The 21,593-nt window shown below is 38.1% G+C and carries 19 protein-coding genes and 1 pseudogene; 12 read left to right on the forward strand and 8 right to left on the reverse strand.

Going from position 1 to position 21,593, the window contains the following annotated elements; genetic code table 11:
- Positions 1-27 precede the first annotated feature (27 nt).
- The 3 genes from HO345_RS05225 to HO345_RS05235 form a co-directional block, all read right to left on the reverse strand.
- Positions 28-1,647 carry an ATP-binding protein gene (locus tag HO345_RS05225; RefSeq protein ID WP_253684360.1) on the reverse strand — a complete coding sequence of 540 codons (1,620 nt, stop codon included), beginning with the start codon at positions 1,645-1,647 and terminating at the stop codon, positions 28-30.
- A gap of 185 nt (positions 1,648-1,832) precedes the next feature.
- Entirely contained in the window at positions 1,833-3,854 is a 2,022-nt protein-coding gene (locus tag HO345_RS05230) for an Ig-like domain-containing protein (protein ID WP_253684361.1), read from the reverse strand.
- 190 nt (positions 3,855-4,044) lie between these two features.
- Positions 4,045-4,734, reverse strand: a complete 690-nt coding sequence (locus HO345_RS05235) for a hypothetical protein (RefSeq protein ID WP_253684362.1) — start codon at positions 4,732-4,734, stop codon at positions 4,045-4,047.
- 394 nt (positions 4,735-5,128) lie between these two features.
- Between HO345_RS05235 and HO345_RS05240 the strand changes: the two genes are divergently transcribed.
- The 7 genes from HO345_RS05240 to HO345_RS05270 all read left to right on the forward strand — a co-directional run bounded on the left by HO345_RS05240 (position 5,129) and on the right by HO345_RS05270 (position 10,395).
- Positions 5,129-5,740, forward strand: a complete 612-nt coding sequence (locus HO345_RS05240; protein WP_253684363.1) for a biotin transporter BioY — start codon at positions 5,129-5,131, stop codon at positions 5,738-5,740.
- Positions 5,741-5,743: 3 nt separating this feature from the next.
- Positions 5,744-6,484 (forward strand): energy-coupling factor ABC transporter ATP-binding protein, encoded by a 741-nt coding sequence (locus HO345_RS05245; protein ID WP_253684364.1) that lies wholly within the window; start codon positions 5,744-5,746, stop codon positions 6,482-6,484.
- Positions 6,475-7,074, forward strand: a complete 600-nt coding sequence (locus HO345_RS05250) for a CbiQ family ECF transporter T component (RefSeq protein WP_253684365.1) — start codon at positions 6,475-6,477, stop codon at positions 7,072-7,074. The genes HO345_RS05245 and HO345_RS05250 overlap by 10 nt, the downstream gene beginning before the upstream one ends.
- 37 nt (positions 7,075-7,111) lie before the next feature.
- Positions 7,112-7,621 (forward strand): peptide deformylase, encoded by a 510-nt coding sequence (gene def / locus HO345_RS05255; protein ID WP_253684366.1) that lies wholly within the window; start codon positions 7,112-7,114, stop codon positions 7,619-7,621.
- Positions 7,618-8,586: a methionyl-tRNA formyltransferase gene (gene fmt, locus HO345_RS05260; RefSeq protein WP_253684367.1), complete on the forward strand. Its 969-nt coding sequence runs from the start codon at positions 7,618-7,620 to the stop codon at positions 8,584-8,586. The genes def and fmt overlap by 4 nt, the downstream gene beginning before the upstream one ends.
- Before the next feature lie 26 nt (positions 8,587-8,612).
- Positions 8,613-9,605, forward strand: coding sequence for a PASTA domain-containing protein (locus tag HO345_RS05265; RefSeq protein ID WP_253684368.1), 993 nt, complete (start codon positions 8,613-8,615; stop codon positions 9,603-9,605).
- A 73-nt stretch (positions 9,606-9,678) separates the two neighbouring features.
- A complete protein-coding gene (locus tag HO345_RS05270) occupies positions 9,679-10,395 on the forward strand; it encodes a hypothetical protein (RefSeq protein ID WP_253684369.1) in 717 nt (238 codons plus the stop codon).
- Between the two features lie 82 nt (positions 10,396-10,477).
- Here HO345_RS05270 and rpiA read toward each other — a convergent pair whose 3' ends face one another.
- From rpiA to polA, 5 genes are read right to left on the reverse strand one after another with little or no spacing between them, the layout of a single operon-like run.
- The gene (rpiA, locus tag HO345_RS05275; RefSeq protein ID WP_253684370.1) at positions 10,478-11,197 is read right to left on the reverse strand and encodes a ribose-5-phosphate isomerase RpiA; all 720 of its coding nucleotides are present in this window, start codon (positions 11,195-11,197) and stop codon (positions 10,478-10,480) included.
- Positions 11,197-12,678: a type I 3-dehydroquinate dehydratase gene (locus HO345_RS05280; RefSeq protein WP_253684371.1), complete on the reverse strand. Its 1,482-nt coding sequence runs from the start codon at positions 12,676-12,678 to the stop codon at positions 11,197-11,199. Before HO345_RS05280 ends, rpiA begins: the two co-directional genes overlap by 1 nt.
- A gap of 2 nt (positions 12,679-12,680) precedes the next feature.
- Positions 12,681-13,511, reverse strand: a complete 831-nt coding sequence (locus HO345_RS05285; protein WP_253684372.1) for an SPOR domain-containing protein — start codon at positions 13,509-13,511, stop codon at positions 12,681-12,683.
- Between the two features lie 9 nt (positions 13,512-13,520).
- Positions 13,521-14,192, reverse strand: coding sequence for a dephospho-CoA kinase (coaE, locus tag HO345_RS05290; RefSeq protein ID WP_253684373.1), 672 nt, complete (start codon positions 14,190-14,192; stop codon positions 13,521-13,523).
- Complete coding sequence (polA, locus tag HO345_RS05295) at positions 14,192-17,023, reverse strand: DNA polymerase I (protein WP_253684374.1); 2,832 nt, start codon at positions 17,021-17,023, stop codon at positions 14,192-14,194. Before polA ends, coaE begins: the two co-directional genes overlap by 1 nt.
- Before the next feature lie 155 nt (positions 17,024-17,178).
- On the opposite strand from polA, the gene HO345_RS05300 reads away from it, so the two are divergent.
- The 5 genes and pseudogenes from HO345_RS05300 to HO345_RS05320 all read left to right on the forward strand — a co-directional run bounded on the left by HO345_RS05300 (position 17,179) and on the right by HO345_RS05320 (position 21,582).
- Positions 17,179-19,677, forward strand: coding sequence for a hypothetical protein (locus HO345_RS05300; RefSeq protein ID WP_253684375.1), 2,499 nt, complete (start codon positions 17,179-17,181; stop codon positions 19,675-19,677).
- 201 nt (positions 19,678-19,878) lie between these two features.
- Positions 19,879-20,119: pseudogene (locus HO345_RS05305) on the forward strand (BrnT family toxin).
- Positions 20,088-20,366 (forward strand): BrnA antitoxin family protein, encoded by a 279-nt coding sequence (locus tag HO345_RS05310; RefSeq protein WP_002679318.1) that lies wholly within the window; start codon positions 20,088-20,090, stop codon positions 20,364-20,366. The pseudogene HO345_RS05305 and the gene HO345_RS05310 overlap by 32 nt, the downstream one beginning before the upstream one ends.
- Positions 20,367-20,459: 93 nt before the next feature.
- Positions 20,460-20,723, forward strand: coding sequence for a citrate lyase acyl carrier protein (gene citD, locus HO345_RS05315; protein WP_002669237.1), 264 nt, complete (start codon positions 20,460-20,462; stop codon positions 20,721-20,723).
- On the forward strand, positions 20,713-21,582 hold the full coding sequence (locus HO345_RS05320) for an HpcH/HpaI aldolase/citrate lyase family protein (RefSeq protein WP_002679317.1): 870 nt from the start codon (positions 20,713-20,715) through the stop codon (positions 21,580-21,582). The genes citD and HO345_RS05320 overlap by 11 nt, the downstream gene beginning before the upstream one ends.
- Positions 21,583-21,593 lie beyond the last annotated feature (11 nt).

Raw genomic sequence — 21,593 nt, forward strand, 5'->3', positions numbered from 1 at the left:
TTTGTATGAGGCTTCAAGTATGGGGATTTAGGGTAACTCACAAGACTCCCATGTATCGGCGGTATCCTCATCAATACCGTCGGCAAAAACCGCACCTATTAGGACTATCTTTTTTCCGCTCGTCTTGTAGGGTTCGGCATAGCCTTTTTCTTTTATCTGTTGAATAGCTTCTTTAGGCGTGCCGGAACCCATCAGCTTAAACTCAAAGATGTAGACCGTATCATCAGTGTGAACCACGCAATCTGCCCTGCCTTTTGAGCTTACTACTTCAGTTTGAACAAACTGCCCCATCAAGCTAAAGATTATATAAAAGGCTATCTGATAATCTCTTTCCCTCATCTGAACATTTTCCTTTGAAGCCAAACTGTAAGGAAGCCCGGCACAGGCCGTGTACATTCTTTTCATAAAAGATTCGGTATCGCCCTTCTCGATGGCTCTGACAAAATTCCCTATAAATAAACCGCTTGCATCCTTTGCGATTGAAGTGTAAGAGGGAATAAGATTATCTAAAAAGCCGTACTTTACCTCATCATTCGGAAAACCCAGTTTGTACAAGCCAAGTCTTTCGTCATAATCTTTTAATGTAAGATAACCCGACTGGAATAAAATCGGTATAGGGTTATTCATATCCGGGCGGTAATCCTGTAAGGCGTTTTCACTCATTTCGGCATTTTCTAAAATATCGCGGATGTATATTTCTTTTTGATGTTGTAAAGTTCTGACCAAAAAGGTAGGTGTTCCTGTCGAAAACCAAAAACTGCGGAATACCTTTCCTGCAAAGACATTTAAAAGACTGAACGGATTATAAACATTTATAGAGCTTTCGGAAAAATGATAGCCGTCATATTTTTGTTTTAGTTTTGCGAGGGTTTCAGCTTCGGTCAAATTTTGAGCCTTTCCAAGTTCAATGATTTCAGGCTTAAAAACTTCTTCCATTTCTTTTTGCGTAATACCGCAGACCGCATCGTATTCGGGCAGCATACTTATATCCCTCAAATTGTTTAAATCGCTGAAGATGCTGACCTTGCTGAATTTAGTAACACCCGTTAAAAAGGCAAAGCGGATATACTCATCACAAGCTTTGATAACTCCGTAAAAGCCCTTTAAGATACGGCGGTATTCTTCATTTAGAGGCTCATTTATAATCATAGTTTCAAGAAGGGGTTTATCATATTCGTCGACAAGGATAACAACCTGCTTGCCTGTTGTTTCGTACATTTTTTTTATTAAGTTTTTAAAGCGGTCAGGGATATCAAGACCGGTGCTTTTGTAGATTTCTTCATATTCGTTAAAAAATGAAAAAAAACGGTTTAAAAGACCCTCACTTGTATCATAAATCCCCCCATTAAAATCCAAATATAGAACAGGATATTTAATCCAAGCTTCACGGCCTTCAAGTTCTGCCTGTTTTTGCTCGGCATCTTCGATATAAAGCCCTTTAAAAAGCTCTTTTTTACCTAAAAAATAAGCCTTTAAGGTAGAAAGAAAAAGGCTTTTTCCGAAACGGCGAGGTCGGCTTAAAAAAAACACACGGCTTTCAGCTGCAAGCTTTACTACATATTCGGTTTTATCTACATAAACAAAGCCTTCATTACGCATAACCTCAAAACTTTGAAGGCCTATAGGCAATCTTCGGATATCTGACATCTTCTACCTCCTGAAATTGATAAACAGTGAGGCTGAATTTCTGCCGAACTGTTTATCATACTTCCTGAATTTAATTCATTATAGCTTATTTTGTAAGATTTTTGAATAGGTAGAGACCAATGTTAAAAAAAACGGGCAATGTGTAAGAACTAAAGTTATACATTGCCCGTTTAATTACAAATTATTTATATTTCTTCCCAATCACCGCTTGAATTGACTTTATATGTATTCCAGTTTTTATCTTTTATTGCTTTAAGCTCCTCCATGGTAAAGCCCGTATAGTTGCCTTCGGTAATACCGGTTATTTCGGCATAAAGAAAGCATATTCCCTTATGTTCAGCGGTACGGGCAGGTAAATCATCAAAGAGTTTTCTAAAAACCTCTTTTGTAAGCTGATTTCTGTCGCAATTCAGCGATTCTAAGTTATTTAAACCCTGAACATCAAGGCTTGTAAGCTGATTTCCGGAGCAGTACAGCGATTTTAAGTTGTTCAAACTCTGAACATTAAGGCTTGTAAGCTGATTTCCGAAGCAATTCAGAGATTCTAAGTTGTTCAAACCCTGAACATTGAGGCTTGTAAGCTGATTTACGTAGCAATTCAGAGATTTTAAGTTATTCAAACCATCTACATCAAGGCTTGTAAGCTGATTTCCGTAACATTCCAGATTTTTTAAGTTATTCAAACCCTGAACATCAAGATTTGTAAGCTGATTTCCGAAGCAACACAGCGATTTTAAGTTATTCAAACCCTGAACATCAAGGCTTGTAAGCTGATTTTCGTAACAGTACAGCAATTCTAAGTTGTTCAAACCCTGCACATCAAGGCTTGTAAGCTGATTTCCGGAGCAATTCAGAGATTTTAAGTTATTCAAACCCTGAACATTAAGGCTTGTAAGCTGATTTCTGTCGCAATTCAGCGATTCTAAATTGTTCAAACCCTGAACATTAAGGCTCGTAAGCTGATTTCCGGAGCAATTCAGTTTCTTCAAGTTGTTCAATCCATGCAAATTAAGGCTTGTAAGCTGATTTTCGGAGCAGGACAACTCTTCCAAGTTGTTCAAACCCTGAACATTGAGGCTTGTAAGCTGATTTTCGTAACAGTACAGCTCTTTCAAGTCATTTAAACCCTGTACATAGAGATTTGTAAGTTTATTGTTGTAGCAGGATAGATGTATAATATCTCCTTTTAAGATAACCCTATCGCTTGTCGCATTTAAGGTGGTTGCCGTCATGCTGTTACCGGTAAGTTCCGTTTGGGTACAGCCTATAACAGTTATATTACCGCTTGAAGTTATAGCTATAATTTTAATATCTTTTTTATCGGGGCTTAGAATAAGGATCGCTCCTTTTTCTACCTTTACAGTACAAGTTGCAGTTTTGTTACCGTCTTCTGTAGTTACGGTAATTACGGCATTACCATCGGCTTTGCCTGTTACATTGCCGTTTTGGTCTACTTCTGCAATTCCGGAGTTGTCCGAAGTCCAAGTTATTTTTTTGTTGCTTGCGTTTGCAGGGCTGATTGCTGCACTTAACGCATAGCTTTCTCCTATCCCAAGTTCAAGCTCATTTTTATCAAGACTTATGCTCTCTATGTGTATGAACTTTACCGTTACATTGCAGTTTGCGGTTTTATTACCGTCTTCTGTAGTTACGGTAATTACGGCATTACCCACGGCTTTACATGTTACATTGCCGTTTTGGTCTACTTCTGCAATTTCAGGCTTATCCGAAGTCCAAGTTATTTTTTTGTTGCTTGCGTTTGCAGGGGTGATTGTTATACTTAACTTAGAGCTTTCTCCTATCCCAAGGTCGAGCTCATTTTTATCAAGACTTATAGTATCTATGTGTATAAACTTTACCTTTACAGTGCAAGTTGCGGTTTTGCCTCCATCTTCTGTGGTTGCAGTAATTACAGCATTACCATCGGCTTTGCCTGTTACATTACCGTTTTGGTCTACTTCTGCAATTTCAGGCTTATCCGAAGTCCAAGTTATTTTTTTGTTGCTTGCGTTTGCAGGGCTGATTGCTGCACTTAACTTAGAGCTTTCTCCTATCCCAAGGTCAAGCTCATTTTTATCAAGACTTATACCATCTACCGAAATTTTTTTGTCCTTAATCTTTTGAGGGCAGCCTGTAAAAAGGCCTGTAAATAGCATAAAGAGTGCTGCTCCCATTAAAATTCTTTTTATCGATTTTGATGTTTTCATAAAAACTCCTTTAATTTATTTTTATTTGATTTAAGGGGTAGCCCCCTTAAAAATCCCCATTTTTAGGGGAGGGAAGACAACCCGACAGAACAGGTTTTCTTCCCTCCCCTATAACCCCTCCCTTCTTTTCCGTCTGCTTAGGGCTGCCGCCCTAAGAACCTGCTTTAGGATTAATGTACATTTTTCATTTTTACTTTTCACCACTTATTTTAGCTGTGAATATATCTTTTCCGTATTCAAAAAGACTTATGAATGTACTTATGCCAAAGCCGTTTTGTGCTTGTATGATTTTTAATATACCTAAAGCCATTTCTTTTAGGTTTGTATCTTCATCAATAAATTTCTTGATCAGTTTTGTGCTTTTTTCATCGCTTTTTACGATATCAAGAAGTTTTTTATTGTTTAAAAGATTCTTATTTTTGGCAAAACACAAAAAGCTTGAAAGTTTTACCTTTATAAGCTCATTATTAAAACTTGAATCGGTGTAAAAGCCCTCATCTTTTAAACTTTGAACAAAGTCCGCCTTTACAACAGGATCTTCTTCGAGGAATACCAAATAATCGCCGTCGATTGCAACTTTAGTATCGTCTCCCATCTTCTTTAATAATTTAGCAAGATTTTCCGTCTTTTTATCCGTACCGTACTTTGCATTTGCATCAAGAATGTAGGATTTTAACCTTGTTTCGTTTATCTGAAGATTTTGAGCCTTTTCTCTGTTAGTTTTTCCTTTTAAAAGGCCGTGTTTTTCAAAAAGAAAAAAGAGCAAACAATCCAAGTCCCTTTTGGGCATACTGCCGAAAGGATGTTTTTGTAATTCTTCAAATAAGTCCCTCGAAAAGCCTTCTAAGGACTTTCCGCTGTCAGCTTTGTTTAATTCCACATTAAACCTCCTTATAAATATTTAATTTATACAAAAAACCGCAGAGCCGGAATAAATTTACTATGCGGTTTAAATTTGAGAAAATGTCTATATGAGAAAAATAATTTTTAAAAAAAACACCTGTTAGAGATATTTTAGTTAATAGAGAAAATGGGGGGGGTAAGCTATGACTAACATTTTTTTCCCATTCCCATTATATGAAAATGGAGGATGAAAAAAAATAAATTGTCTGCCGAAAATAGCTTTTTTTAACATAAGTTCACTTTACTCTAAAAAATAGAAGATGTCAATATAGCGCATAGGAAATAAATTTTGTTGTCAGGGCTTGACATAGGCTTCTTAAATTGTTAACCTGGTTTATTATTATGGTTATCAATTTGATTTGGAGAAGAATATGAGCTCAAATTTTAAACTATCGATTATGCCGATTTTTGTTCCGCTTTTTGCAGCCCTTATTGCAGTAAGCGGGTTTATAGCATTCCCTCTTCCCGGAACTCCCGTTCCCATAGTGCTTCAAAATATGATGCCTATTTTGGCATCGGGGCTTTTAGGGGGGCTTTACGGGACGGTTTCAACAGCTCTTTTTTTGATTGCCGGTTTGCTCGGCCTTCCCGTTTTTTCGGGCGGAAGAGGGGGGCTTGCCCATCTTTTGGGGCCGACGGGAGGCTTTTTAATCGGCTATCTTGCGGCAGCAGCTTTTTTGATTATTTTTTTTAGAAAGCCCGGAGCAAAGGACCTTACCTTAGTTTCTTCAGGTAAAAATAAGAGCATTAAGTTAATAAACTATTTAAAAATAATTGCAGCCTCTTTTTCGGGCTTTGCTCTTATTTATGTTTTTGGAATAGCAAGATTTATGCAGCTTACAAACAGGGGGCTTTTTGAATCCTTGAGCCTTGCCTGTATTCCTTATTTGCCGGGGGATTTTATCAAGATGATATTGGTTTCCGCTTTAATTTATAAGCTGCGTCCCGTTACGGCAAAATATTTTTTAGAGGCTTCTTCTTAAACTATGAAAGAAGAAATTATAAGTTTAAAAAATATAAGTAAGACCTTTGTTCAAAGCTCTTTTGACGGAACGGTTAATTTTAAGGCCTTGGACGAAATTTCTTTGACTGTTTCTAAGGGAGAGAGCATTCTTATTTCGGGTGCAAACGGTTCGGGAAAGACCCTTCTTATGTCGATTATTGCAGGGCTTATAAGGCCCTCATCGGGGCTTGTAGATGTAAAAGAAAGATGCGGCATAGTTTTTCAGGATTCCGGCTTGCAGATATTGGGCGAAACCCTTGAAGAAGATATTTTGTTTGGGCTAAAAAATATAAAACTTCCGCCGGAAAAAAGAAAAAAAAGATTGGATGAAGCCTTGGAAAAAACAGGCTTAAAGGATAAGCGGTATTATTCTTCCCGTTCCTTATCGGGAGGAGAAAAGAGGCGGCTTTGCGTTGCAGGAATTTTGGCGATGAAGTTTCCGGTAATCATCTTTGATGAGCCATATACAAATTTGGATTATGAGGGGGTAGTGCAGGTTAATTCCCTTATTAAAGAATTAAAGGCCGAAAACTATACCCTTCTTATTTTAAGCCATGAGCTTGAAAAATGCTATGCCCTTGCCGATAGGTTTTTAGTTCTCCATAGGGGGAAAAAAGTTTTTGACGGGACTGCTGAAGAGGGCTTAAGACAAAACCTAAAAGAATGGAGCATAAGGCATCCGCTTACTTCATACACAAAGATGGAGGATTTAATTTGGATATAAGGCCCTTATTTTCTTACCGTAGAGGAACGAGCTTTTTACATAGGATGTCCCCCCTTTTAAAATTGTTCTTTCTTTTCGGGTTTACAGCCCTGATTTTTTTCTTTCCTAATTATGTTTTCTTTTATTCGGTATTTTTTGTTTTTTTTGCCCGTTTTATAGGTTTTTCGTTTTTAGAGCAATTACAGGATTTAAAACCGATTCTGCCTTATTGCCTGCTTCTTGTAAGCCTCCATGTTTTTTCGGTTCTTATAAAAACGGAAAGCGGTATAAAAGATTTGGTCTTTCTTATTTTAAAACTTGTATGCCTTATGCAGATAAGCTCCCTTTTTTTTAATACCACAAGCTCTCTCCAATTAAAAGAGGCTCTGGAAAAAATCTTACCCTTTAAAGTTGCCGTTTTGTTTTCCCTTTTTTTGTTTTTTATTCCTATCTTGTTTTCTATTTGGACAAAGCTGGATTACTCTTGGAAGGCAAGGGGAAGAAAAAAAAGTCTTTTAAAAATTTTTAAACTTTTTCCGATTTTTATTTCCGAAGCCCTTTATAAGGGGCAAAAGCTGATGTATGCACTGAGAAATAAGCAGGCTCCATAGTTGACGGTACAGCCCTTATTTTGTATAATTGTGTCATATGAAAGTATTATATTTAGGCGAAGAAACTTTGAGGAAAGTATCCAAACCTGTTGAAAAAATAGATGAAAATATTAAAAGCTTAATCGACGAAATGTTTGTTACCGTAAAAAAAGAAAACGGTATAGGCTTGGCGGCTCCGCAAGTAGGAGAAAACATAAGGCTTTTTATAGTATTTATAAACGAACAAAAATATGTTTTTATAAACCCTGAAATTATCGAAACCTCTCAGGAAATGTGCTTGATGGAAGAGGGCTGTTTGAGCATACCTAAGGTCTATGATGAAGTTATGAGGCCTTCAGCCGTAAAAGTGCAGTTTTTAAACATTGACGGCAAAATAAAAACCATAGAGGCATCCGGACTTCTTGCCAGAGTCATTCAGCATGAAAATGACCACTTAAACGGTGTGCTTTTTATAGACCGTTTAAGTGAAGAAAAAAAGGCCGAGGCTATCGAAAAGTTTGAACATAAAAAGGCTCTTTTTTCAAAAAAGAGGATCCGCCTGAGATGAGAATCCTTTTTGCGGGAACCCCTTCCTGTGCCGTACCGGCCTTAAACCTAATAGCTCGCGAATTTGACCTTTGCGGAGTCTTGACCAATCCTCCGGCTCCGGCGGGGCGGAACAAAAAGATGCAGGATTCTGATGCAGCTCTTGCAGTAAAGGAGCTTATAAAAGAAGGAGTTCTGCCGGAAGATTTTCCTGTTTTGACGCCTCAAAAACTTGATGATAATTTTAGAAAAGAACTTGAGGCTTTAAACCCTGATCTTTTGGTTTGTTTTGCCTACGGTAAAATTTTCGGACCTAAGACGATGGCTCTTTTCCCTCTGGGCGGAATAAATATTCATCCCTCTCTTTTACCAAGGTGGAGGGGCTGTGCTCCGGTTCCTGCGGCCATATTGGCAGGAGATAAGCTTACGGGAATTACGATTCAGACCCTTGCTGAAAAAACGGATTGCGGGAGTATTTTGGGACAGCTTGAAATTCCCTTAAATAATTTCGAAACTACTGAAAGCCTTTTGGCCGATTGTGCCGATAAGTGCTGCCCGCTTTTGCGTGAGGTTCTTTCTGATTTTGAAAATAAATTAAAGCAGGCAAGACCTCAGGAAGAAGCAAAAGCTCTTTATTGCTCGATGCTAAAAAAAGAGGATGGCCTCATAGATTGGTCAAAACCGGCTGAAGAAATTGAAAGAAAAATAAGGGCATTTACCCCCTGGCCGGGCTGCTTTACCTTTAAAAAGGGCGAAAAAATAAGCATAATTGAAGCTAATTTATATGAAGATGCTTCAAATGAAATGACAAAAGATAAAAAATTTGGTACAATACTGGGTACCGATAAAAAATACGGTATTTTAATTCAAACGGGAAATGGAGTACTTGCGGTTTCGGTATTACAAAAGCAGGCAAAAAAGAAGCTTGAATGGAAAGATTTTTTAAACGGCTCTCCTGATTTTTTGGAAGGCAGTTTTGAAACATAAATTTTTAAATATGGATGGTGTAATCAATGGGACTTGGTGATATTTCAGACAACATAGAAAGTAACGGAAAAGTGATAGTTGTTACCTCTTTGGTAATGCTTGTATTTTTTATTCTTATTTCTACAATCGTGTTTTTTATGTCGGTAAAAACTGCCGATCAAGTTTTGGTTCCTAATATTGAAGGCGAAAAATTTGAAGATGCGGTTCTTAAACTACAGGTTAAAGAACTATATCCCCGTCTTCAATTAAGATTTTCGGATAATCCCGAAGACGCAGGAAAGGTTTTAGAGCAAAGTCCTCCTGCAGGAACTATCGTTAAAGCCGGAAAAAGAATAAATATTACTGTAAGCAGCGGAGCTGTTCTTGACAGGGTAGAAAATTATGTTGGAAAAACCTTATCGGAGGTTCAACAGCATTTTGCTTCTCTTTTTACTTCAGGGCGTAAACAGCTGATTTCCATAAAAGAACCGATTATGTATAAAGCAAGTTCAATTCCTGCCGGTACGATTTTGGAGCAAAATCCTTCTCCCGATACTAAGATTTCGGAAGAAATTTTAATAGAATTCATAGTGAGCAAGGGACCTGAAAACGAAAAAGTTTCCGTTCCTAACATGGAAGGATTTAAACTTGACGATATTTATTCTGCAATAGCTCAAAGTAAAATTTCGTTTGTAATAAAAGCCGAAGTCAATTCTTCTCTTGAAGCCCCGGTAGTTGTCAGTCAAAGTCAGGCGGCAGATTCCTCTGTAGATGCTTACTCTCAAATAGAGTTAGGTATGCAATTTCCCGACTCTACCGAAAAAATGATTTACGGTGTTTATTCGCCTATTCTACCCAAATATCCTTATCCGGTAAAAGTTACGGTTGATGCCGTATATCCGGACGGAAAAAGAACGGAACTTGTAAGTTTTAACCATCAAGGCGGAAAATGCAGTATTCCTTATGGTCTTCCTCAAGGTACGGTCCTTGTTCTCACCGTATTAAACAAACAGGTTCAGATGTTTGAAGTAAAACAATAGGTTTTGTAACTAAGATAGAATTCATATTGTTTAAGCTTGAGTATTCTATATAAATAAATTAAGGAGACATAGAATGAATAGAAAAGTTTTAAGTATTTTAAGTACATTTATGTTTTTGATTGTTTTGGGTTCATGTAAAACAGTGCCCAAAAATGATCCTAATTTTTTAGGCGACTTTTCTCCTGTAGATTTAGGAACCCTTATCGGAGGTTCCGTTAAAAGAACAAAAGATGAGATAAAACCTACAGAATTTAAATTTACTTTTTATCCACGCACAAATATTGTATCTATTGAGCATAAATTTATGATTGATAAGGTTGAAATATTTTTGGATAAAGCTGATAGGGAAATATTGATTAAGGCAATGGAAACCTATCTGTCTTCTTATAACGATAGAAATTTAAGTGCTGCTAATGCAAAAAGAAAAGCTTTTTTCGGTAAGACAAAGGTCTTTATGACTTGGGGACTTTTCGGCGGTGGCGCACATGAGGCAGAACCGACATTAAGAGCTGAATATCAATTATTATCTGAAAATAAACCTTATTTTATATTAGGTAATGCTACTACAAAGGCTATAGGGGAAAAAGATGATGCAAGCTGTCCGGCTTTAAGATTGGCATTTTCTCCTGCTCAATGTGAAGATTTTATTGAGCTTTTAAAACAAGAGAATCTTCTTAAAATTGTAGAAGATATGCAAAAAGACTTTGATCGGTTTGAGCCTTCAAATAAAACTGAAAGCGGCAACAAAGAAAATTCGGAAGATGATAAAGTAAACTACGACGGTTTTTAACATAAAATAAACCGCAAAAACCACAAAGAACGCAAAGAATTTTTTAGGATGTTTTTTAATCAATTATTCTTTGCGTTCCTTTTTATAGATCTTCTATATTTCCGTCTTGGTGTACGATAAATACTCTTGGAGTGTTTTTAGTAAAAAAACCGTTTTCTACTACACCTGTAATATTGTTTAAACTTTCTTCCAAGGCTTTGGGGTTGACAACAGAATTATCAGGCCATCTTACATCAATTATAAAGTTGCCGTTGTCGGTAACAACAGGCCCCATTTTTTTTACACCTTCACGCAGAACTACTTCGATGCCTTGGGCTTCAAGAATTTGTGTAATGCTTAAACGTGCTTCAGGTATAATTTCAATAGGAAGGGCAAAGCCTTTTCCCATAGATTTAACTTTTTTTCTTTCATCTGCAATGACGACAAATTCTTTTGAGTTATATGCTGTTATTTTTTCTCTGAGGAGGGCGGCTCCGCCTCCCTTGATTAGGTTTTTATCGGGGTCGATTTCGTCTGCTCCATCTATAGCAAGGTCTAAGCTTCCTCCTATTTGCCGGGAGCTTAAAGAATAAATAGGGATACCTAGTTTTTCACATTCGATTGAGGTTTGAAAACTTGTAGGTACGGCGTATATCTTTTTTAACTTGTCTGACGATAATAATTGTGCTAGACGGTGTACAGCCGGCATAGCTGTAGAGCCGGTGCCGAGTCCTATTTTCATTCCGTCAAAAATTTTTCCTTCCGAAAAAAGAGTGTCTATTGCATGATAGGCAACCCTTTCTTTTAATTGTGTCGTATCCATTATAAATACTCCTTTCCTGCAAAGGCTTTAAATTGATGATAGGCTTGATATTCCAGCATTTTATAGCCGTTACAAACCTGACAGCCGGCTGTCCTTGCCCGCTTTAACATCTTAGTGGTTTCAGGCCTGTAGATTAAGTCAAATACTTTCTCTTTTCCTGTAAAGGTATAAAAATTAAGAGGGTCCATATCTATGTCGGGCTCCATACCTGCATTTGTGGTCTGAATTATCAGTTCCGAAAAAGTATGAAGCTGTTTTATATTTATAGGATCCAGAAGAGCCCATTTAAATTTATATTTTTCTGCTATGTTTTTAGCTTTTTCAGCCGTACGGTTAAAGATACAGGCTTTTCCATGGAGAGAGCTTATTACTTCTGCAACGGCTCTGGCGGCTCCTCCGGCGCCTATAATGGCAACCTTATATTTACGTAAGTCTTCTTCGTTTAAGAATTCTATTAAAGCCTGTTCAAAGCCGTCAACATCCGTATTATAGCCGAACCATTTTTTGTTTTCGTTTATCAGAGTATTTACGGCTCCGATAAATTTAGAGGCTTCGGATATGGAATTTATTTGAGGTATAATTTCACTTTTTAAAGGAGCCGTAACAGAAAGGCCTTTTATATTAAGAATATTGGCAAAGTCCAAGGCTTCCTTTGATGATACCGCCGATATGGGGATATAAACGGAATTAAGGTCTTTTATTTTAAAACCTTCATTGTGAATTTTGGGGCTCAAACTTGTGTTTACATCCTTGCCTATAACTCCGTAAAGCCTTGTCTTATTATTTATTTTTGAAAAGTTGTATAAGTCTTCTAAAGTTTCGGGATCTATAAGTTCTTGTTCAAGTTTATTTTTCTTTATGTATTCGGGAGTAAAGGTATAGACAATTTGGGAATTTAATTGCTTTGATAGAATACGGGAGCTTAAACCATACTGTCCCATAACCGACACAATGTATTCTTGATTTTTTATCAGTTTTGAGGCCTTAAAAAGCTCGGAAACATCGTTTAAGCAATTTGCCGTAAAAGCCAACTTGGGAATGTCGGTTTCAAAACGGCTTAGGCCTTCAATAGTCTTTACAATATTTTTTACAGGAACCTTACTGTGGAGGCTTCTTATTATTTTAATATCAAAGGCTCTTGCCGCTTCTTCGATTCCCGATGAATCAAAGTCGCTTTCCAAATCTATATAAGCAAAATTTTTTATCGGGTCGGAGCTTGCAAAGGCAAGGCCTCGGGCAAAGATTGTCATCCTTGCACCTTCTCCTCCCGTAAAGTTTCCGCCGTCAGACTTTCTCCTGACGGTTAAGATACAAGGGATTCCGGCCCGCTCAGGGAAAGTTCTTAAATAGAGTATTTCGCTTTGATTGAGATAATCTACGCGAAGCTCTGCAATATCAATAAACTTCTTATACTTTTCCAGTGCGGAAAGATTTTTTTCTATTGTTTTTTCCGTTAAAACAAGACAGACCTTTGTAGACATAATCAGCTTTTTTTTCGGTCTTGGGTTACATAACTTCCTTCAAAGCCCTTAATTTCTTTTATTTTTTTAAGCCAATATTCTGCCTCGGTCTTGTTTTTAAACGGGCCGACTCTGACTCGGTGGGTAAGCCCCGCCGCTGTTTCTTTGGTAAAGATTTCCGCCTTCATATGTTTTGAGGTGAGGGTATCTCTTGCCGCCTCTGCATTTAAGCGGCTTGTCAAAGAAGCTGTTTGAACCCAGTACAGTGTGGAAACCGTTTTTTGAGCAGGACTTGTTTTGACAGCAGGCTTTTCCGTTTTTTGCGGAGTCTTCTTTTCTGTTTTAGGTTTTTGAACCGTATTTGAGCTTACTCCTTTTACCGAAGCAACGCCTGTATTTTGATTAGCTTCCTTTGCAGGAGTAGTTTGTGTTTCGGTATCGGAAGTTTTTTTCTCGCCTTCTTGGTTTGTGTTTAAATTTGCAGCAAGATTTTCCGGTAAACTTGCAGTTTTTTCGTCCTTTTGAGTATTAGTTAAATCGCTTACATTGATAGAGGTTTCTGTTGTTCCGGTTTGGCCTTCACCGTTTACAACGGTTATATTGTTGGCAATATTTACAAGTGTCGTAGAATCCGGCTCAAGCGGAGGAATTGATTCGGGATTTCGAGTCCATTGAAGAGGATCTACGCTTGTATCCGTTTTGTCTGCTTCTATTCTGCCTAAATCGGATATTTGTGCCGCAGTCATGGTGCTTTTATTACGGAATGGGGCATACAGGTATAAGCCGACACCGAAGATAATCAGAGCAAACAACGAAATAAAAAGTACTATCCATAAAATTTTTTTCTGTTCCATAAATCAACCTCAAAAACCTCTTTTTTGAACTTCCTGCAATAGTTTTCTTTTTAAACTTGCAGAAGACCAAAAGTTCTTTACTACTATTGTATCGGCATTTAAAAAAAAGTATTGAGAAAAGAATTTCTTTTGTTTTGAAAATCTTAACCATATATTTTTTAAGGGCAGCCTGTCCCTTTTTTTTGCCCTTATAAGCCTTAAAATAAAAGGTGCATCTATGTACAATATAAAGAGGCATTTTTTTATGAGACTCGTCTTTTGAAGGGTAGGGGCGTTTAAAAGAATGGGGCGCTCAGGTTTTTCTGTAAATGCCATTTTAATTTCCTCCCATATTTTTTCTTCGATTATGGGGAGAATAAAGGCTTCATGTTTTTTTAAGAGTTCTTCGTCCGAAAAGACCAAGAGGGCAAATGCTTTTTTGTCGATGCCCTTTTCATTTTTTAAATTTATGCCTAGTTTTTCGGCCTCGGCTTGAAAGAGATTTAAAATTTCTTTTTCATGCTCTGCAAAAACTTTTCTTGAAACTACATCGGCATCAATACAATAAAAACCGTAGTCTTGTAAAATAGCACTTGCCGTGTTTTTACCCGAACAAGAAGGCCCTGAAAGCCCTATTAAAATCGGTTCTGAGGGTGCACCGAGGCTTTGCCGGCTCTGTCTGCTGTTTGGCACACTATCCATTAGTGGAACTCTCCCCAGCTCATTCCCGATTCTATACTTACCCTTAAGGGTACCGAAAGTTTTGTTACGCTTTCCATTTTTTCTTTTACGAGGGACATGACTTTTTCTCTTTCAGATTCGGCGGCCTCTATTATAAGCTCATCATGAACCTGTAAAAGTATGGAGGCATCAAGTTTTTGTTTTTTTAAGACCTTATCGACTTCGAGCATTGCAAGTTTTACTATATCGGCGGCTGTGCCCTGAATCGGGGTGTTTACCGCAATGCGTTCGGCTCCGGCCTTTTCTACCTTGTTTTTGCTGTTTATAGCCGGAAGATAACGCCTTCTTCCCATTATAGTTTCTACATAGCCTCTTTGTTCGGCTTCTTGACAAATATTTGCCATAAAGCCGGATACGCCGGAATAGGTGGCAAAATAAGCCTTTATAAACTCATCAGCCCTTTTGCGTGGAATTCTTAAAGAAGAAGCGAGGCGGAAGGCACTCATTCCGTACATTACTCCGAAGTTTATGGTCTTTGCTATGCGTCTCATATCCTGACTTACATCTTTTATGTCTACGGCAAAGATTAGGCTTGCAGTCTTGGCGTGAACGTCTATTCCCTTATTAAAGGCTTCTACTAGGTTTTGATCCTTTGAAAGATGAGCAAGGATTACAAGCTCAATCTGCGAATAATCTGCAGAAATAAGAACCCGTCCCTTTTCTGCCTGAAAGGCTTCCCTTATCTTCCGGCCCTCGTTTCCGCGTATGGGAATATTTTGCAAATTGGGGTCTCGGCTTGAAAGGCGGCCTGTAGCTGTTCCCGTTTGAATAAAACTTGTATGGATTCTTCCGTTTTTGTCCGTCATCTTGGGAAGGGTATCGGTGTATGTGGATTTTAATTTTGCAAGAGCCCTGTAATCCAATATTTTTGCAGGCACCGGATCCTCCGAAGCAAGGGTTTCAAGGACCGAAGTATCCGTAGAATAACCCGTCTTAGTTTTTTTGCCGGGAGTCAGTTTTCTTTCTTCAAATAAGACTTCTTGAAGCTGTTTAGGCGAGGCTATATTAAACTCATGGCCTACGAGTCTGTAAATATCCTTTTCGCAATCTTCAAGTTCTTTTCCCAATTCTTTTGAGTAGGCAGTAAGTTCTTCGCCTTTTAAAAAGATGCCCTTTATTTCCATCTCGGTTAAAAGTTTTGTGATGGGCATTTCAAGGTCAAAGAAAAGTTTTTCCAAATTATTCTTTTTTAAGAGGGGTAAAAATTTTTTATAAAATCGGAATGTTATGTCGGCATCTTCTGCAGCATAAGGACAGGCTTCTTTTAATGGAATATCCGAAAAGTTTTGTCCCGTCTTTACAAGGTCTTTAAACCTTATGGTTTTTACGCCTAAAATACTTTCTGCAAGTTTATCCATTCCGTAAGAAGAGCGGGCAGGGTCCAAAAGCCATGCCGCTATCATTGTATCAAAAAGACTTGCCGAAATTCTGCTTGCAAGTTTTGATGAAAGGGCTGCCTGAATATCGAATTTGCCGTTATGCATTATGAGGGTCATCTTCGAGTCAAAGAGCTTTGTTACGGCCTTTTTAGCATCCTTAAAGGCTATGAGGCTTGGAGCTTCCTCTCCCAGTTCAGGGCTCGGTGCCTTTAAGGGGAAATAATAGGCCTCTCCTTCTTTTAGGGCAAGGGAGAATCCGCAGACTTCCGCATTTAGGGGATCTTCACTTGTGGTTTCACAGTCATAGGCTGCAAGCCCCTGTTTTAAGGCCTCGTCTACTATTTTAAAAAGTTCTTCCGCTTCGTCTACAAGTTTGTAATCGCCCTTGTTTTGAGGAAGGGAGATTTCTTCTCCTGTTCCTAATTCTTGCGGGAGCATTTCTGGAGAAGTTTGTTCAGAATTTTCAAAAAGACCGGTTTTTTGTTTTAAGTTTTCTTTTGAAGAAGTCTCATTTTTTTCATGTTTGAATAGGGCTTTTTCGGCAATTATTTTTTCGGAATATAGCTTTGCAATATTGGGAAGCTCTTCGCTTATAAAAAGACGGGCGGCCGCCTCATAGTCCATTTGCGAAGTGGAGTAGGCGTTTAAGTCTTTTTCGACAGGAACATCGAAGCGGAGCCTTATAAGCTCTTTAGAAAAATAAGCCGACTCCTTTCCTTCTTCTATTTTTGTTTTTAAAGCCCCCTTTAAGTTCCCTGTATTTGCGTAAATGCCGTCGAGGCTTTTGTACTCTTCAAGGAGCTTTACGGCCGTTTTTGGGCCGACCCCTTTTATGCCGGGAACATTGTCTGCACTGTCGCCTATGAGGGAAAGAAGGTCTAACATTCCGGCGGGATAAACGCCCCATTCTTCTTTTACATTTTCGGCATCGAAGCCTTCCCAAGCCTTAATCTTCCCCGGTTTAAGCATTGTCGTGGTTTTTGAAACAAGCTGCATTAAATCCTTGTCGCCCGAAATAACCACACATTCCCTGCCTTCCTTTTCTGCAAGGGCGGCTATGGAAGCTATTACGTCATCGGCCTCAAAGCCGTTACAGCGGACTGCAGGCAGTTTAAATGTTTTTAAAATTTCTTCTATTTTGTCGATTTGAGCATGGAGGTCATCGGGCGTTTTATCCCTTGTAGCCTTGTATTCTTTGTACATCTCATGTCTAAAAGTGGGTGTAAGGGAATCGAGGGCAGTAACAAAGAGCTTAGGATTATATTCGGTAAATATGGAATGAAGGCTTTTAAAAAAGCCGAAGATAGCCGAAACATTTTCGCCCTTAGAGTTTGTAAGAGGTCTTGAAATAAAGGCAAAATAAGAGCGGTAAATAAGCCCGTAGGCATCCAAAACATAGATTGTATCTTTCATAAAATGACCTCCGTTCGGGAAAGGATTATACTATGTAAGAGGCTTTAAATGCAAGCATTAAATGCAAGCTATATTGTTATTTTTATATTTTTATGCTATTATAAAATGGATGTATTTAAAATTATAGATAAAAAATATCAATGTTAGAGGTTTTTATGAAAAGGATATTATTCCCTATATTGTTTTTTGTTTTGATTTTTACTTCATGTTCGTTGTTTTTTCAAGAAGAATACGGAACCATTACAATCGATTTGGAAGGCGGTAGAGCCCGCTCAATAAATTCTTCGACGGGTCTTCCAGATCTTGCAGACTCGGAACTTGAAATAGATATTGTAACGGATGGGAACAGCTCCATTTATAAAAAAATTCTTGCCTCCGAACCTAAATTTTTTCAAGCCGATTTTCCTGTAGGATCAAGGTTAGAAATAACCGTAAAATTAAACGGCCCATCTTCTTCTTGGTCGGCTTACAATAACCATACCGTAAAAGAAGGTAATAACGATATACAGCTTCTTTTAAACAAAAACGCCTCTTCATTGGCAAACATGGGCTTTTCGACAAAGGCTGCAAATACATATGAATTTAATATAGCCGGAAAAACAATTGATATTAGCTCAAATACACTGCCTGTTTTTACCAGAGACAGCCGAGGCCGCCTCTACATTGCCTATAAAGAAAGCTCCGGTTGGAGGCTGAACCGCTATGAAAGCGACGGAACACCGAATAATTTTGTCTCCGGTTCCACAATATTAACTACGATTACCGGTGCTTCAAGTGTAAAACTTGCTTCCGATCCCATAACCGGAAAGGTTTATGTCTTAATAAAGGATTCATCAAATAACGTCGTACTATATCGAATAAAAGACGACGGTTCTGTAATTGCCGGAAATCCCACGATCCCTGCCTGCCCCATTGCAGTTTATAATAATAATTTATTTGCATTAAACATTCCTGCTAGTACTGATTTAAAAATGTTCACTATTACGGAAGGAGGAAGCGGGCTTACATTCACTCAGGCCGGCAGCACCACCGTATCAACAGGACAAATAATCATATCAGGATCAGGAACACCAATTCAAGTAGACTTTAAAGATATCCTTGTAAAAAACGATAAGATATATATCCTATTTGCAAAAAATAGTCTGCCTATATCTTCTACGCCTTCTCCTTATTACTCCTTAGGCGGTATGCTTGAATATACATACAATTCTTCCGGAGTAATAGATAATCCTCAAAAATATGGGTTTAATGATACGGTAACGGCTGGGGACGACATCGTTACTGCCGGTGAAGCTAACTTTTACGGCCCTGCTTGTTTTATCGGCTATGATGAGCAAAGCATCTCGATTGCCGATGACGGTTGTACGTTTAAAAAGGTAGGCGGCAGTGTAAGAATCGATAAAAACGTAAACCGAGTATTCTCGTTTAATACCTCAATCAAGAGCCTTTATTCTTACGCAACCGAAAATAAATGGTTTAAGGAACACGAAGAAACCGCTACGCCTCCTCCCGGTACGGGCAAGGTCTTATTGTGGCAGAAGAATAGTGATCCGAATTTAGGTATGGTGTATTATCAGGTTGATGAGGGCGGGTATAACAGCTTGACTACGGCTTTTATTGAAGGGGGTGATTCAAGTTCATTGACACCATATAAACATATACCTACAGATGTTTTTTCGTATGACAATCTTGGAAACTTATATGTTGTTTGGAAAATTGAAGGCTCTCCCACACATAAGTATGTTGTTAGGCGATATTTATGGAATGGTAGTACTGCTAGTTATACTTATGAAAAAGAGGCTAATTTATATTTTAAAAATGGAACTAATACTTTAACTATTCACCCGGATTCAATTGCTGTTAATATATCAGAAACAAATAAGTATTTGTACTATACTTATAAACAAAATAGTAATATATTTTTATTAAGATTGAAGTGGGATGGTAATTTCTCAGCGGCTTCGAAAGATAATTCTTTTGAACAGAAAATTCAAGACACCGGAGGTTCAAAATCTTTTTGTACTGCATTGGCTGTAAATGAGAACGGTATATTTGCAGCAGTAAAAAGCATTTTAGGAAGTGATATAGAAAACCCTGATACATACGGTTCCAATATAAAAAAATATAAACATCAAAAAAATGCAGGAGATTCTGATTATAGTGATGGAGAGGTAAGCATTATACCATCAACTTCAGTAAATACTCTTTCAGAAAATAACTATACTTTAGAAGACATTTGTGATTTACAAATAAAAGGCGGGGTTTTATACGGCATAAAAACTAAAAAAACAGGTAAACTAAAAAATGGAACAACTTCTAAGGTGTCTACATCAGGAGAATTATTTAAGATAGAAGCTCTTGATTCTTCATTTTTAAGTTCAACAGTTGTAACATCTCTTTGGTCATCATCATCTCCAACTGACGGCTACGCCCCATACAGGTTCATAGGTACGGTTCCCAATAAACTAATAATCGCCTCCGACGGCTATTATGGGGATAAGAGCAGCACCGGTAATGAAGCTCAAAATAAAAACAAGGTCTTGAGTTTTGACATCACGACTTCAACTACTTGGACTGTTACACCTACAAATACCAATGCAACATTTTCACGGGAGTTGACCTATGATGCCACAAATGGCTTTAAGTGGGAGTAGAGTAAAATTAAACCGCTAAGGTAAATTCAGCTAAGACTGCATAAAAAATCGTTGCGGTCTTAGCGTTCCTTGCGGTTAAATTCGATTCTTGACCTTTAAAATAAGGAAATTATAGTGTTTCGTTTTTTTCTTAGAAAAGCCCCGTAATTCTTGACTATGTATACAATAGTATATATACTATAAATTATAAGGGAGTTAGGGATGATTTTTGAATGGGATGAGATCAAAAATGAAACTAACATAAAAAAGCATGACGGTATTTCATTCAAAATAGCTGCTCGTGTATTTCTTGACAGTAAACGTATAGAAAAATATGATGAGCAGCATTCAACCCTTGAAGAACAGCGTTGGAATGCAATTGGTCTTGTTGAAGATGTGCTTTTTGTTGTGTTTACAGCAAGAGGAAATAAATGAATACTATAGTAACTATGACATTAGATGATTTAAAGAAAACTCCGCTCACCGAAGAAGAAAAACAAACTATCCGAAAGGCAAAGTCTATACCTACTGATGACTGCCCCAAACAATCTAAAGAGGAGCTTGCTAAATTCAGACCATGGTATGAAGTGCATCAAAAAAGTGAAACCAGTATTAAAATAGATGCTGATGTATTGGAATGGTTTAAAGCTCAGGGTAAAGGCTATAAAACAAAAATCAATGCTGTTTTACGCTCTTACGCGTTCGGCTGATTTTTTATATTAAAACCGTTTTCCTTCCCCAAGATTGACTTATTCTTTTTATATTGATATAATCTTTTCATATCAAATTTTTAAGGGGTATCTATGCAAATAAAACGAGAAGCGGTTTGCGGAACACTCCAATCAAATGATTGCCTTGTCCGTATTGTTCCTTCCGAAAAACTTGAACTTGACTTAAAAAGCTCTGTTTTAAACGAATTCGGTGCACAAATTAAAAAAACGGTGCAGGAAGTATTGGATGAGTTTGAAGTAAAAAATGCCAAACTCTTTATCGAAGACAAGGGTGCCTTAGATTGTACAATCAAGGCCCGTGTAGAAACAGCATTGAGGCGCGCAAATGAAAAATAGAAGAAGTATGCTTTTTATGCCCGGTAATAATCCGGGAATGTTGGTATCGGCCGATATTTTGGGAGCGGATTCCATCATTTACGATTTGGAAGATGCCGTCTCCCTTGATGAAAAAGACTCGGCCCGTACTCTGGTGCGGAATGCTCTTTCCTTTTTAAAGTTTACCCATTCCGAAATCACTGTAAGAATAAACCCCATCGACTCCCCTTATTGGGAAAAGGACTTGGAGGCAATTATCCCCGTTCTCCCTGACGGAATCGTAATTCCTAAGGCTTCGGTCGATGCCGTTCACTCGGTCGAGCAAAAAATAAACGAGATAAAAAAGGCTCACAATATCACTAAGAATTTCAGCTTTCTTATGCTGGTAGAATCAGCCCGCGGAATTATGGATGTAAATTCGATAGCCAAGGCCTCATCGCTGATTCAAGGCCTTCTTTTAGGCGGCGAAGATTATTCGGTAGATATGGGAATTCAGCGTACCCGTCTTTCAAAAGAACTGGAATATGCCCGCTTTAGTTTGACGACAGCCGCCCATGCATACGGTTTGGACTCCCTTGATACCCCCTTTACGGATGTAGAAGACTTTGAGGGCCTAAGGCTCGATACGGCCTTTAGTAAAAGCATAGGATTTTCAGGCCGCTTGGTTATCAATCCGCGTCAGGTCGAAGAGATTCATAAAATATTTTCTCCTTCAAGTGCCGAAATTGAAAGAGCCGAGGCTATTTTACAGGCCGCAGAAGAAGCCAAACAAAAGGGCTTAGGCGTATTCAGCTTTAAGGGAAAGATGGTCGACTTACCGGTTATCAAGAGGGCCCAAGCTCTTTATGATTCTGCCAAAAACTGGGGCTTGATAAAATAGGGAGGAAGAGA

The organism is Treponema denticola (assembly GCF_024181645.1).
GTDB classification, from domain to species: Bacteria; Spirochaetota; Spirochaetia; order Treponematales; family Treponemataceae; genus Treponema_B; species Treponema_B denticola_A.